This is a genomic window from Neisseria sp. CCUG17229 (assembly GCF_047839235.1).
Taxonomy (GTDB): Bacteria; Pseudomonadota; Gammaproteobacteria; order Burkholderiales; family Neisseriaceae; genus Neisseria; species Neisseria brasiliensis.
This window is the reverse complement of the sequence record NZ_CP181247.1, coordinates 1,409,322-1,422,402: the sequence shown is the minus strand read 5'-3', so window position 1 is coordinate 1,422,402 and position 13,081 is coordinate 1,409,322. Positions and strand designations below refer to the sequence as shown.

At 48.7% G+C, this 13,081-nt stretch carries 12 protein-coding genes; 2 read left to right on the top strand and 10 right to left on the bottom strand.

The window, feature by feature from the left end:
• Window positions 1–116 precede the first annotated feature (116 nt).
• The 3 genes from ACM67B_RS06845 to nadE all read right to left on the bottom strand — a co-directional run bounded on the left by ACM67B_RS06845 (window position 117) and on the right by nadE (window position 3,677).
• Window positions 117–2,021 carry an ATP-binding cassette domain-containing protein gene (locus ACM67B_RS06845; RefSeq protein ID WP_416189010.1) on the bottom strand — a complete coding sequence of 635 codons (1,905 nt, stop codon included), beginning with the start codon at window positions 2,019–2,021 and terminating at the stop codon, window positions 117–119.
• A 253-nt stretch (window positions 2,022–2,274) separates the two neighbouring features.
• The gene (locus tag ACM67B_RS06840) at window positions 2,275–2,652 is read right to left on the bottom strand and encodes a VOC family protein (protein ID WP_416189009.1); all 378 of its coding nucleotides are present in this window, start codon (window positions 2,650–2,652) and stop codon (window positions 2,275–2,277) included.
• Between the two features lie 233 nt (window positions 2,653–2,885).
• The gene (gene nadE, locus ACM67B_RS06835; protein ID WP_416189008.1) at window positions 2,886–3,677 is read right to left on the bottom strand and encodes an NAD(+) synthase; all 792 of its coding nucleotides are present in this window, start codon (window positions 3,675–3,677) and stop codon (window positions 2,886–2,888) included.
• A 205-nt stretch (window positions 3,678–3,882) separates the two neighbouring features.
• On the opposite strand from nadE, the gene ACM67B_RS06830 reads away from it, so the two are divergent.
• A complete protein-coding gene (locus tag ACM67B_RS06830; protein ID WP_416189007.1) occupies window positions 3,883–5,424 on the top strand; it encodes an OFA family MFS transporter in 1,542 nt (513 codons plus the stop codon).
• Between the two features lie 64 nt (window positions 5,425–5,488).
• Here ACM67B_RS06830 and ACM67B_RS06825 read toward each other — a convergent pair whose 3' ends face one another.
• Both ACM67B_RS06825 and ACM67B_RS06820 read right to left on the bottom strand, forming a co-directional pair.
• Entirely contained in the window at window positions 5,489–6,622 is a 1,134-nt protein-coding gene (locus ACM67B_RS06825) for a glycerate kinase (RefSeq protein WP_416189006.1), read from the bottom strand.
• A 142-nt stretch (window positions 6,623–6,764) separates the two neighbouring features.
• Window positions 6,765–8,024: a GntP family permease gene (locus ACM67B_RS06820; RefSeq protein ID WP_416189005.1), complete on the bottom strand. Its 1,260-nt coding sequence runs from the start codon at window positions 8,022–8,024 to the stop codon at window positions 6,765–6,767.
• Between the two features lie 196 nt (window positions 8,025–8,220).
• Here ACM67B_RS06820 and ACM67B_RS06815 point away from each other — a divergent pair, with 196 nt between their 5' ends.
• Window positions 8,221–9,381, top strand: coding sequence for a CdaR family transcriptional regulator (locus tag ACM67B_RS06815; RefSeq protein ID WP_416189004.1), 1,161 nt, complete (start codon window positions 8,221–8,223; stop codon window positions 9,379–9,381).
• Window positions 9,382–9,442: 61 nt separating this feature from the next.
• On the opposite strand, the gene ACM67B_RS06810 is transcribed toward ACM67B_RS06815, so the two are convergent.
• The 5 genes from ACM67B_RS06810 to ACM67B_RS06790 all read right to left on the bottom strand — a co-directional run bounded on the left by ACM67B_RS06810 (window position 9,443) and on the right by ACM67B_RS06790 (window position 13,075).
• The gene (locus ACM67B_RS06810; RefSeq protein WP_416189003.1) at window positions 9,443–10,333 is read right to left on the bottom strand and encodes an NAD(+) kinase; all 891 of its coding nucleotides are present in this window, start codon (window positions 10,331–10,333) and stop codon (window positions 9,443–9,445) included.
• Window positions 10,334–10,366: 33 nt separating this feature from the next.
• Complete coding sequence (locus tag ACM67B_RS06805) at window positions 10,367–10,936, bottom strand: ubiquinone biosynthesis accessory factor UbiJ (RefSeq protein ID WP_095502904.1); 570 nt, start codon at window positions 10,934–10,936, stop codon at window positions 10,367–10,369.
• A 42-nt stretch (window positions 10,937–10,978) separates the two neighbouring features.
• Window positions 10,979–11,752: an SDR family oxidoreductase gene (locus tag ACM67B_RS06800; RefSeq protein WP_416189002.1), complete on the bottom strand. Its 774-nt coding sequence runs from the start codon at window positions 11,750–11,752 to the stop codon at window positions 10,979–10,981.
• Window positions 11,753–11,766: 14 nt separating this feature from the next.
• On the bottom strand, window positions 11,767–12,351 hold the full coding sequence (locus tag ACM67B_RS06795; RefSeq protein WP_416189001.1) for a TIGR00730 family Rossman fold protein: 585 nt from the start codon (window positions 12,349–12,351) through the stop codon (window positions 11,767–11,769).
• A 79-nt stretch (window positions 12,352–12,430) separates the two neighbouring features.
• Window positions 12,431–13,075 carry a TetR/AcrR family transcriptional regulator gene (locus ACM67B_RS06790; protein WP_095502902.1) on the bottom strand — a complete coding sequence of 215 codons (645 nt, stop codon included), beginning with the start codon at window positions 13,073–13,075 and terminating at the stop codon, window positions 12,431–12,433.
• Between the last annotated feature and the right edge of the window lie 6 nt (window positions 13,076–13,081).

The following is a 13,081-nucleotide window of genomic DNA, read 5'->3' as shown; positions in this document are numbered from 1 at the left end:
GCTTTTAAAAGTTTTTGCAAAGGTTTCAGGTTTTAAGAATGCTTTTCAAAGCAATCTCAAAATCAAAAAATGCCGTCTGAAAATTTTCAGACGGCATTTTGTTGAGAGCAGAAACCTTATTGCACACCATTTTGCTTGGCTTCCAAGCGTTCCCATAATTCCAATTTGTCCAACAGCAGCATTTCAATTTCTTCCGCACGCGCTTGCAATGCGCCGGCTTTTTCATAGTCTTTGAAAATTTCCGGATCGGAAAGCTGGGTGTTGAGCTCTGCCTGTTCGGCTTCCAATGCAGCGATTTCATCGGGCAGGGCATCGAGTTCGCGCTGTTCTTTATAGGATAATTTCACTGTGCGGTTGGCTTTGGGCTTTTCTTTCACCGTCTCGGCTGCCGCTTTTGGGGTTGAGGCCGTCTGAAGGGTTTGCTCGCGCTTTTTGGCATCGAGATAGTCTTCATAGCCGCCGATGTATTCTTTCAGGCGGCCATTTCCTTCAAAAACAATGCTCTGCGTAATCACATTATCGAGGAACATACGGTCGTGGCTGACCAAAAACACCGTGCCTTGATAATCGCGCAGCAGCTCTTCCAGCAATTCTTGCGTGTCGATGTCCAAATCGTTGGTCGGTTCGTCCAGCACCAAAATATTGGCGGGCTTAGTGAATAATTTTGCCAGCAACAAGCGGTTGCGTTCGCCGCCGGAAAGTGAAGAAACCGGCGATTGCGCGCGCGCTGGATGAAACAGGAAATCTTCCAAATAGCTCATTACATGGCGTTTTTTACCGCCGATTTCGACAAAATCATTGCCTTGGCCGAGTGTGTAAAACATGGTGTCGTTTTCGTTCAATGCGCTGCGGAATTGGTCGAAATAGGCCACTTCTTGCTTGGAACCAATGCGGATGCGACCGTAAGTTGGTTGCAATTCGCCCAAAATTAGTTTCAAAAACGTGGTTTTGCCGATACCGTTGGGACCGATTAAGCCGATTTTGTCGCCGCGCTGAATAATGGCGGAGAATTTGTCCATGATGACTTTGTCGCCGTATTGGAAAGAAGCGTGTTCCAATTCGGCGATAATTTTGCCGCTTTTTTCACCGCTGTCGAGCTTGAAGTTGACTTGGCCTTGCACATTGCGGCGTTCGGCACGTTGGCGGCGCAATTCTTCCAAACGGCGAACGCGGCCTTCGTTGCGTGTACGGCGGGCTTCAATGCCTTTGCGAATCCACGCTTCTTCTTGTGCGTGGAATTTGTCGAACAAGCGGTTGTGTTCGGCTTCAACGGCCAATTCCTGCTCTTTTTTCTCGCTATATTTGGAAAAGCTGCCCGGATAGGAGCGCAGTGTGCCACGGTCGAGCTCAACAATTCGGGTGGCGACATTATCCAAAAAGCGGCGGTCGTGGGTGATCACCACTAAGCTGCCTTCAAAGTTTTTCAGCAGGTTTTCCAACCAGATAATCGCGTCGATGTCCAAATGGTTGGTCGGCTCATCAAGCAGCAACACATCAGGCTTTTGCACCCATGCTTGCGCCAAGGCTACACGCTTTTTCTGGCCGCCGGAAAGGTTGCCGATTTTTTCGTCTTCCGGCAAGCCTAATTCGCTGATGGTTTGTTTCACCGCTGCATCGAGTTTCCAACCGTCTTGTGCTTCGATTTGAAGCTGCAATTCATTGAGTTCTTTTAATAAACTTTCATCGCTGCTGCTTTCCAGCTGATGACTGACTTGGTGATAACGGCTCAACAGCCCGCGCATTTCGCCCAAGCCTTCGGCCACAATGTCGAATACCGTTGCTACGTTATCAAAAAACGATTCCTGTGGCACATAAACGATTTTTAGGTTGTTTTGCAGAATAATTTGACCATCGTCCAGCTTTTGCACGTTGGCAAGGATTTTTAAAAACGAAGATTTGCCCGCACCGTTGCGACCGATTAAGCCGATTTTTTCGCCGCTGTCGAGCTGGAAAGCGGCTTTATCCAATAAAGCGACATGGCCGACGGCAAAAGAAGCGTTTTCAACTTGCAGAATATTCATAACGGTAGCGGTAGGTAAAGTAACAGAAAGGGCGTATTTTAACTGATTTTGTACTGGTTTATAAGGTGACAGGCTGAGACCTTTGCAAAATCCCCATCTTTGGCACATTTCTTCGTTATGCGCTGCTCGAAAGCTTGCCTATCTTTGTGATATGTCTGCGCTTTCTGTGCTGCTACAACTTCGAACTGCACTCAAATCTGAGGTTTTACAAAGGTCTCAGGCCGTCTGAAAATAAAGTTTCAGACGGCCTAGTTTATTCCTGATAAAACTCAATCGGCAAGCCATCGGGATCTTGGCAGAAGAAAAACGCTTTGCCGGTGTATTCATCGATGCGGATGTCTTCGCAGGCAATGCCTTTTTCGCTTAATTCATCGCGTTTGGCAGCGACATCGTCCACGGCAAAAGCCAAATGGCGCAGGCCGCAGGCTTCGGGGTAGCTTGGGCGCGGTGGCGGATTGGGGAAAGAGAAAAGCTCCAGCACATAATGCGAACCGATCCCTAAATCCAATTTATAAGAATCACGCTCGGCGCGGTAGTGTTCGGCAAGAATGTTTAGGCCTAAGATTTCGGTATAGAAATATTTGCTTCGCGCGTAATCTGCGCAAATTAAGGCAACGTGGTGTAGGCGCATGGTTGATGGTTTTCTTGAATGAGGCTGAGACCTTTGCAAAGCATCATTAACCGCCAATAAAAACCCTAGAGGCCGTCATTCCCGCGCAGGCGGGAATCCATCTCAATGTTTAAGAACCCTATTTTATTCAATAGTTTGCTATACTGAAAAATGGATTCCCGCCTGCGCGGGAATGACGTCGGTTTTTTGCACTGGCTTTTAAAGGAGTTTTATAAAGATTTCGGCCTTTGGGTTTATTTCAACAATTCAGGCGGAATATTGCACACCGGAATTGGTTTGATTTTGTGCTGCATGGCTTTATGTAAGCGGGTGTAGATTTCCAAAACTTCGCGCTCACGGCCGTTGAAGTCTTCAGGTTGATGGGTGTCGTAAACGCTCATCGCCCATTCAAGCTCGGGATAGCTTGCGCCCATTTGCTCTTCATCGGTGCGCTCAGTATCCCACAAACCGTCAGTCGGCACGGCTTGTTGAATGGATTGGATGACATTCAGTTCTTTAGCTAATTCGTAAACTTGGGTTTTGGTCAAATCGGCGATCGGGCTGATGTCCACGCCGCCGTCGCCGTATTTGGTGAAAAAGCCCACGCCGAAATCTTCGATTTTGTTGCCGGTACCGGTCACGAGCAGGCCGTGCAGTTGGCCGTAGTAATAAAGTGTGACCATGCGCAGGCGGGAGCGAGCGTTGGCCAGCGCAAGCTGTTTGTTTGGAAACACGCTTTCATCGACTTCAACAGTTTCGGCAAAGGTGTTAAATGTCGGGGTTAAGTCCACGCTCATGGTGGTGACGTTGGTGTAGCGTTGCTGCAAGTTTTCCATGTGTTCGCGCGCGCGGTTGACTTGGTCGGCTTTTTGGCGAATGGGCATTTCAATCAACAACACATTTAGGCCGGTTTCGGCAGCCAGCGTGGAAACAACGGCAGAATCAATGCCGCCGGATACGCCGACAACAAAGCCTTTGGCGCGTGCGCTTTCGGCATAGTTTTTCAACCAATCGACAATATGGCGGACAACAGCTTGGGTTTGCATAAATCAGCTCCTGATGGCGGGAAATAAGATGATAATGCTATTTGAGGCCGTCTGAAAGCAAATCAGGCAATTTTGTGGGGATTTTTGTTAAAAATAGTTATTTTGTGGCATAGAGAAAAGGTTGAAAACTGATATAATTGTCGACAATTTTTACCTGATTCATGGGTAAAATCAATCAGTTAATCCATTATCATTTGAGGTTGCCATGAAGTTTCTAGACCGTGAGGCTACCATAGCCAAGCCGGGTTTCAATCGATGGTTGGTGCCGCCTGCGGCATTGGCCGTGCATTTGGCCATCGGCCAGATTTATGCGTATTCTGTGTTTAATGCGCCGCTGACGAAAGTAATCGGGATCACCGAATCGACGGCGGGCGATTGGAAGCTGACCACGGTCGGCTGGATTTTTAGCATTGCCTTAGCAGTATTGGGCGCATCGGCGGCGATGTTTGGTACATGGATGGAACGTGTCGGCCCGAGAAAAGCGATGTTTGTGGCGGCTTGTTGTTTCAGCTTAGGCTTTTTGGTGTCGGCAGTTGGCGTCAGCACCCACAATTTGGCTTTGCTGTATTTAGGTAATGGCGTGATTGGTGGCATTGGCTTGGGGCTGGGCTATATCGGGCCGGTTTCAACTTTGATGAAATGGTTCCCCGATAAACCGGGTATGGCCACGGGCTTGGCGATTATGGGTTTCGGCGGCGGCGCGATGGTGGCATCGCCTTTGTCGGTGTGGTTGATGGGCTTGTTCAGCAGCGATACTTCCGTAGGCGTGGCGCAGACGTTTGTGGTGTTGGCCTTTATTTATTTTGCCTTGATGATGTTTGGCGCGTTTACCATTCGCGTGCCGGCGGCGGATTGGAAGCCGGATGGTTATGTTGCGCCGAAAGTGAACAATAAACTGGTCAGCAGCAATCATGTCAACGTCAATCAAGCGATGAAAACACCGCAATTTTGGCTGCTGTTTTGGGTGTTGTGTTTGAATATTACTGCCGGTATCGGCGTATTGGGGCAAGCGGCGGTGATGATTCAGGAATTGTTTTCTGAAGCTTCAGTGGGTAAGCAGGCGGCGATTAGTGTGGGGGCAGCGGCAGGTTTTGTGAGCTTGTTGAGTTTGTTTAATATGGGCGGACGTTTTTTCTGGTCGAGTATTTCCGATAAAATCGGCCGTAAAAATGTGTACACCATTTTCTTCGTGCTCGGTTCGCTGCTGTATGTTGCCGTGCCGTCGATTGGTGCCAGCGGCAACAAAACCTTATTTGTGATTTGCTTTTGCGTGATTATGTCGATGTATGGCGGCGGATTTGCGGCGATTCCGGCTTATTTGAAAGATTTATTCGGCACTTACCAAGTGGGTGCGATTCACGGCCGGATTTTATTGGCTTGGTCAACGGCTGCGGTGATTGGTCCGGTATTGGTCAATTATATCCGTCAAAGCCAAATCGACAGCGGCATTCCGGCAGCTCAGGCGTATAGCGTGACCATGTATATTATGGCCGGTTTGCTGTTGGTGGGTTTGCTGTGCAATTTATGCGTGAAAGCCGTGCATGAAAAGCATCATGAAACCGATATTCACAAAGCCGCCTCCAGCAGCAATCCAGATGATGAAACTGCAATTTCCGATGCTTATCTGCTGCAAGAAAGTATTAAGCGTGGCGGTTTTTCGGTGTGGTGGCGCTGGGCATTGGTGGGGATTCCGTTGGTTTACGGCATTGTGATGGTGTTTGTGAAATCATTGGATTTATTCCATTAATGTGATGAGAGGCCGTCTGAAATGTTTTCAGACGGCCTAGGTGTGCCATAAAAAAAACAGAAATTTATTTACTCAGTAAATACAGTCTGCCGACATTTTGCGCAGTTGAAACCAGATTTTCACGACCTTGTTTTAAGATTTCTTCTAGTGGAGCTGAATGGCGGATAATCGGGAATACGGCATCAATACCTGCTTGATAGACTACTTCATAATCTTCACGCAGGCAGCCTACGATTGCAATGACGGTTTTGTCGAAATTTTTAGCAGTTTTAGCAACGCCTACCGGTGTTTTACCGCGAATGCTTTGGGCATCCATACGTCCTTCGCCGGTGATAACCAAATCGGCGTCTTTAACTTTCTCGGCCAATTGAGTCGCTTCGATAACGATTTCGACACCCGCTTTTAGTTTCACCTGTGGTAATACAAGCAGGCCGCCGCCCATGCCGCCGGCTGCACCTGCACCTGCGTGATCACGGATAGATACACCGGCATCACGTTCTACAATCTCGGCAAAATGGGAGAGTGCCTTATCCAATTGCTGCACCATATCCGAGTCAGCACCTTTTTGCGGACCAAATACGGCGGAAGCGCCGTTTGTGCCGCACAGTGGGTTGTCCACGTCACACGCGACTTCAAAAGACACATTTTCTAAACGCTTGTCTAATCCGCTTAAATCGATTTTATCCAATTGATCAAGACTGCCGCCGCCATGACCAATCTCTTTGCCTTCCGCGTCTGTTAATTTAGCGCCCAAAGCTTGTAACATACCGGCACCTGCATCGTTGGTAGCGCTGCCGCCAATGCCGAGAATCACTTTTTGTACGCCTTGATTCAATGCGGCACGGATAAGTTCACCTGTTCCGTAACTGGTCGTCAGCAGTGGATTACGTTTTTCAGACGGCACCAAATGCAAACCCGAAGCGGCGGCCATTTCGATAATGGCTGTTTCCCCATCGCCGGAAATACCGAAAGCAGCAGTGGTTTTATTGCCTAAAGGAGCAGTGACTTCTGTCTCAATCAAGCGGCCTTCTGTGGCATCGGCCAGTGATTGCACAGTGCCCTCTCCACCATCGGCCATTGGTACTTTGACATATTCTGCATCTGGCAAAACTTTTTTCAATCCGGCTTCGATGGCTTCAGCTACTTCTAATGCGGTCAGACTTTCTTTGAAAGAGTCGGGAGCGATAACGATTTTCATGAGGTAGTCCTTTTTGGGTTGTATCAGGCAGTGTGGGTAGCCTGATTTCGTCTGAAAGAATAAAAAATAATTGCGTGGTTGTGAGAAAATATTTTTTAGATTCAGACGGCCTGCTGATCATAAGGCCATCTGAATCAGTTGGTTAAAATTTAAATACGCCAAATATCAAGGTAGAGATGATGGTCATCAGTAAACCGATTGCGCTTTCATAAGGAATCAGTTTGAGGCGCTCTTTAATGTCCATGTAAACGCTGCCGCCTGTCGCATGGAAGAATGAGCCGTGGGGCATATGGTCAAGCACAGTCGCACCGGCATGAATCATGGCAGCACCGGCAATACCGGCGACACCCAGTTCAATTAAAGTGCTGCCGAATACATTTGAAGCCACCACTGTACCTGCTGTGGTAGAAGCAGTCGCTAGCGACATCAACATACCAGACATCGGTGCAAGGATATAGGAAGGTAAGCCAGATGCAGTCAAGCCATCAATTAATACATCTTTCAAACCTGAATTGGCAATAATACCGGCCAACGCACCTGTACCCAGCAGCATAATGGCTACCGGTGCCATCTTGCCTAAGCCGCTAACGGCGTATTGATTACCGCTACGGATTTTGCCCATTAATAAAGCACCGACTAAACCGCCTACAGGTAAGGCAATCATTGGGTCGATAGCAATGTCGGCAATAGGCCGTAAAGCTAACAATAAGATAGCAACAAGAGGAGCCGAAATAGCGGTAGCAAAGCTAGGAAGTTGTGATGTATTCTCGGTCACCAATTCTTCTGATTTTACGCGAGAGCCTTTGTTGATGAGGCGCTTAGCAAGAAAATAGGTGAATACCAAGCCGAAAATGGCCGGAATAATGCCTGCTGCCATGACGGAAGTCAGTGTTAAATCAAAAGCGTCCGCAGCAGCAATGGCGTTAGGGTTTGGCGAGATAATATTACCGGCTTTACCACCACCGACCATGGCCAGTAGCACAGCAGATTTTGACAAATCCACACGCTTGGCTAAGGCTAATGCAATCGGTGATACCGTAATGACGGCAACGTCAACAAATACACCTACTGCCGTTAAGATCATAGTGGCCATGGCTAAGGCCAAGAGTGCACGGTTTTCACCGAGTTTTTTGACAATCGTTTCAGCAATGGAGGTGGCGGCGCCGGATTCAATCAACACACCGGCTAAGACACCCGCAGCCAAAATGCGCATCACAGCCGTAGTAATACCTTGTGCGCCTTCAATCATAAGCTTAACGGTAGCTGCCAAATCAGCGCCGCCGATTAAGCCACCAATCAAAGCCCCGGCTATCATGCCATAAGCAGGCGGTACTTTTTTGAGAATGAGAAAAATGGCGACACACAATGCCACCAACGCACCAAGCGCGGATACAGTAGGCATATTGAAGCTCCTTATTCTTTAACATGTAACGTAATTATGGATGGAAACGCCTTGGTAAGTCTTTGTGCAACTGTCTGGAAAATGTGCGTTATAATCCATTTTTTTTATACAAATATCCAGTTTCACCTAGCATCAGCTGTGGCACAATCATCATGCCTATCCTATATCTCATCTTTTCTTTATAGAGAGAAACATTATGTCTGTTTATCCACTCAACACCGAACTTGCTCAAAAAATTGTCGAGCGTACGATGGATATCATCGGTTGTAACGTCAATATTATGGATATCAAAGGCAGAATCATTGCCAGTGGCGATGAAAAACGTATAGGCGGCATACACGATGGTGCTTTATTGGCGCTCTCTCAAGGCCGTATCGTTGATATTGACGAACAGGTTACCAAGAATCTGCATGGCGTCCGTCCCGGTATTAATTTGCCGTTACGCTTAGATGGGGAGACTGTTGGTGTTATCGGTTTGACCGGGGAGCCGGAAAATTTGCGCGAATTTGGCCGCTTGGTGTGTATGACCGCTGAAATGATGTTGGAGCAGGCGCAACTATTTGAGATGCTGGCACAGGATGCACGTTTGAAAGAGGAGTTGATTCTTAATCTGATTTCATCAGAAAAAATCAGTCCGTCAATGAATGAGTGGGCGAAACGCTTAGGCGTAGATTTGGCGACCCCGCGTGTAGTATGTATTATTGAAGTGGACACCGGCCATCTGAATATTGAAGCTATTAGTAACGAATTGCATAATCTGCAAAATCTGTTGCATTACCCCGAACGTGATAATTTGGTGGCCATTTTGTCATTAACGCAAATTGTGATTCTCAAACCTGCTTTAGATTCGCTTGGCCGGTGGGATGTCCATACCCACATGGAGCGAGTAAAGTTGTTGGTTTCGCGTATGAGCGAACAGACGTCATTGAATGTCCGCATTGCATTGGGTAATTATTTCCCCGATTGTGAGGGAGAAATCAACAGCATAGCCTTGTCTTACCAAACAGCAAATACGACTTTGCAGGTAGGAAAAAACCGTTTTCCTGAGCAGCGCATTTACAATTATCAAGAACTGATTTTGCCGGTATTGCTCAACCAGCTGAAAGACGGCTGGCAGCGACGTGAATTGGAACGAACGCTCAATAAACTCAAGCAGGCAGATAAAAACGGCTTGTTGACCAAAACTTTGCTGGCTTGGTTTAATCACAACATGCATTCAGCAGAGACAGCTAAAGCACTGTTTATCCACCGTAATACTTTAGAGTACCGCTTGCACAAAATTGCTGAATTGACCCGCTTGAATCTTGATCATACCGATGACCGCTTTTTGTTGTATATTGCGGTGCATATGGTGTAATTCATCTCAAAAACTAAGGCCGGCTGAAAAACATTTCTGCTTTTCAGACGGCCTTTCATCATTAAACCAGTTGTTCTCCCCAATGCAGTTTTTGGCGCAGGGTTTTGAAATATTGGTAATCGGTGGTGTGCAACACACGCAGCGGATTATGGTAGCGGCGGATAATCAGGCGGTCGAGGTTTTGGATGTCGTGGAACGATTGCCCGTCGAAATGCACTCGGGCATCGCCGCTTTTGGTGACCAAGATTTCGATTTCGCTGGTGTCGGCCACGGCAATCGGGCGGTTGGTCATCGATTGCGGGCAGATCGGCACCAAGGTAAAGGCGCGTAAGCTAGCCTGTAAAATTGGGCCACCGGCAGCTAAGGCATAGGCGGTTGAGCCGGTGGGGGTGGATACAATCAGGCCGTCTGAACGCTGGGTATAAACAAATTCTTGATTGATAAATACTTCAAATTCAATCATTTGGCCTGCTGCGCCACGGGAGAGCACGGCATCGTTTAAGGCCAGTGAGCGATGAAGAATTTCACCATCGCGGATTAAATCGACTTCCAGCAAAATGCGTTCTTCCGGCAGGTATTTGCCTTCTAAAACCGGCCGCAAATCTTCGACCATTTGTTCGCGTGGAATTTGGGTGAGAAAACCGAGATGGCCTTGGTTGACACCAATCATCGGGATGCCGCGTCCGGCCACTTCACGGGCGGCAGAAAGGAAGGTGCCGTCGCCGCCCAACACAATCACTAAGTCGCAATATTTGCCTAAATCGGCTTTGCAGCAGGTGGTGCAGAGTGGGATATCGTCGGCAAGGATGCTGTGTTCGACGATGGTTTCTTCATCGACATAAATGGCAAATCCGGATTGGCACAAAAATTCCACTAAAGTATGCACGGTGGCTTGGATTTCGGGTGTGTTCGGGCGGGTAACAATGCCGATGTTTTTGAATGGACTGTTCATGGCGGTGGAATAAAGGTAAGAGGCCGTCTGAAATCAGAGCCAAATATCGCGCTCGAGCCGGTCGAGGCGGGCGTGTAGGCGGGCAACGTCGTCGCGCAGTTGGTCGACTTCTTCCATCCATGCGGCCAGCGTGGTTTGGTCGATGACCGGCGATTCTGGTTCGCGGGAAAACTCGCTGATTTGCTCGGCGATGCTTTTGCCAATTTGTTTGACCGTATGGCCGATAACGGCAGCGCGGGTGGCAATGCTGCCGGCGGCGGCATCACCGAAAATGCGGCTTAAATCGTCGTTAGCATAATAGCGAAGGCCGCCGAAAATCGGTAAAAGCGACATGCCCAGAATCAAATCACCGTCGATGGCAATGTCGCCGACACCGGGCTGCTCGCCTTGCAAGATTTTTTGAATGGCGCTGTTGTGGAAAGTGATTTCGGTATCGGGCGCATCGGCGGCGGCTTCTAAAAAGCCTTTTTCGCTGATGCGGCCGTGAATACGGAAACCGGCAATCTGAACGCTCAGGGTTTTACCTGCAAATCCGGCCAAATCATATTGATGCTCGGGATTCTGCTGAATCAGGTGGTTGATGACTGGAAGGAGGGCGGACATGGTTTTCTCTGAGGCCGTCTGAAAATAAAACAAACCTTGATTTTACAGACTTAAGCCGTGCACGCAAACGGTATTTACAATTTTCCCGCTGCTTTGGTCATCGGGATTGAAATCGGGCGCGGGCAAACCGAGCTTGGCAGCTTCGGCGGTATAGAATTCGGCGCGGGTCGGGTGCTTGGGTTCGACCACGTTTTTGATGCGCTTGCCGTCGGGATTTAAGGCCGTCTGAAACAGCGCAGCCACCGCCAAATCTTGATGCACCACATTCACTGGCTGCTTACCGCCGCCGATATTATGTTTCAATACCAAACGCGTCACCGGATGGCGTTCGGCAGAGTAAAGGCCGCCCAAGCGCAAAATATCGACATGCGGAATGCGGCTGTTGAGCAGTAGGTTTTCCACGGCGGCAATTTGCTTGGCGTTGTCGGTTTGCGGGTTCAGCGGGCTGGTTTCATCGCACTCGCGCGCTTCATCACCATAAACGCTGGTGCTGCTGGTGAAAATAATGTGTTGTACATCAAGCGATTCGGCCAATTGCAGCCATTGTTGCAGCGCGGCAGTGTAATCGTGGAGTGAAGATGGCGGCAGCAGGCAGAACCATGTCGGTTTGTCAGCCCAATGTGGTAAGGCCGTCTGAAAAGCATTGGGTTGGTTTAAATCAACAGCATCAAGCTGAATCGGCAGATTGATGTCGTCGGAAGTGAGGTGACGTTTGATGGCCGCCACTTCATAGCCGTTTTCATAGAGTTTTTGTGCCAACGGGCGACCGAGATAGCCAAGACCGAGAATGGCGCAAGCGGGGAGCGTTTCGTTCATGTTCAGACGGCCTTTTATTTTTGCCAGCTCGGCTGCACCCATTTAGGTGCATCAACAAATTCATACGCCGCCATTTTGGCCAGCAAATCGGCCGGATTGTCGGCTACGCAGAGCAAGGTCAGGTTGGCTTGCGGCATAAAGCCTTGGGCAGCGGTTTGCTGCATTAAGCTGATCAATGGGTCAAAAAAGCCTTCGATATTCAGGAGGCCGATGGGTTTGGCGTGTTGGCGCAGTTGGGACAACGATAATACTTCAAATAATTCTTCGTATGTGCCGATGCCGCCGGGCAGAGCGATAAAGGCATCAGATAGCGTAATCATCTTGGTTTTGCGCTCGGTCATATCGGGCGTTTCGATAAGCTCGGTCAAACCTTGATGAGCCACTTCTTTTTCACGCAAAAAGGTCGGAATCACACCGATGACTTCGCCACCGTGCGCCAAAACCGCATCGGCAACCGTACCCATCAGGCCGACTTTGCCGCCGCCGTACACCAAGCGGCTGCCGCGTTCGGCAATGGCTTGCCCCATGACTTGGGCAGCTTGATAAAAAGCAGGCGATTCACCTAAATTCGAACCGCAATAAACAGCGATGTTTTTCATATTATTGATTTTCTAAGTAAAAGCTGAGGCCGTCTGAAAAATCCATTCTTTTTCAGACGGCCCGAATAAAAGTAAAAAATTAAACCGGCGGATTGCTGATTTTTTGGTCAAATTCAACCATATGATCCGGCAGCAGATAAGGGCGCAACAGGCTCAATGAGCGTTGCACACCGCGGGCTTTGGAATCTTCAGTCAATTTGGTGCGGCCTTGCAGCGAGCCGTCGAAGTCGAACCAGTATTTGGTCATGATCCACATATTCACGGCCAAGTCGTCAATGGCGGTTTTGTCGGCGCGGATGATGCCGTGGTCGTTGAGTTCGTTTAATAATTTTACCAATAATGGCGATACTTTGGCGTGGGTGAAGTTGTTGTGTTCGCCCAATAATTCGGCGCTGCGTGCCAACAAGGTGTTCACATCGCTAAACAGGAAGCGGTATTCCCACATCACAGTGTAAATGCCCGCCATATAGGTAATCGCGCCTTCGACGTCTTTTGGTAGCTCCGCTTCTTGCAGGTATTGCAGCAGGGCTTCGCTGTAGCGCTTGAAAAGCTGGATGATGATTTCATCTTTATTGCGGAAATGGTAATACAGGTTGCCGGGGCTGATGCCCAAGTGTGCTGCGATGTGGTTGGTGCTGATGTTGCGCTCGCCTTCTTCGTTAAACAAAACAAGGCTGGCGTTGATAATGCGGGTGTAAGTGTTGATTTTGGGTTCTCGTACCACGTGATT

Bases quoted from the DNA above. Each gene is read 5' to 3' on its own strand.
- ACM67B_RS06815 (WP_416189004.1), top strand. From the start codon at position 8,221: ATGTCTGTTTATCCACTCAACACCGAACTTGCTCAAAAAATTGTCGAG.
- ACM67B_RS06800 (WP_416189002.1), bottom strand. From the start codon at position 11,752: ATGAACGAAACGCTCCCCGCTTGCGCCATTCTCGGTCTTGGCTATCTC.
- ACM67B_RS06825 (WP_416189006.1), bottom strand. From the start codon at position 6,622: ATGAAAATCGTTATCGCTCCCGACTCTTTCAAAGAAAGTCTGACCGCA.
- ACM67B_RS06795 (WP_416189001.1), bottom strand. From the start codon at position 12,351: ATGAAAAACATCGCTGTTTATTGCGGTTCGAATTTAGGTGAATCGCCT.
- nadE (WP_416189008.1), bottom strand. From the start codon at position 3,677: ATGCAAACCCAAGCTGTTGTCCGCCATATTGTCGATTGGTTGAAAAAC.
- ACM67B_RS06805 (WP_095502904.1), bottom strand. From the start codon at position 10,936: ATGTCCGCCCTCCTTCCAGTCATCAACCACCTGATTCAGCAGAATCCC.
- ACM67B_RS06840 (WP_416189009.1), bottom strand. From the start codon at position 2,652: ATGCGCCTACACCACGTTGCCTTAATTTGCGCAGATTACGCGCGAAGC.
- ACM67B_RS06820 (WP_416189005.1), bottom strand. From the start codon at position 8,024: ATGCCTACTGTATCCGCGCTTGGTGCGTTGGTGGCATTGTGTGTCGCC.
- ACM67B_RS06810 (WP_416189003.1), bottom strand. From the start codon at position 10,333: ATGAACAGTCCATTCAAAAACATCGGCATTGTTACCCGCCCGAACACA.
- ACM67B_RS06830 (WP_416189007.1), top strand. From the start codon at position 3,883: ATGAAGTTTCTAGACCGTGAGGCTACCATAGCCAAGCCGGGTTTCAAT.
- ACM67B_RS06845 (WP_416189010.1), bottom strand. From the start codon at position 2,021: ATGAATATTCTGCAAGTTGAAAACGCTTCTTTTGCCGTCGGCCATGTC.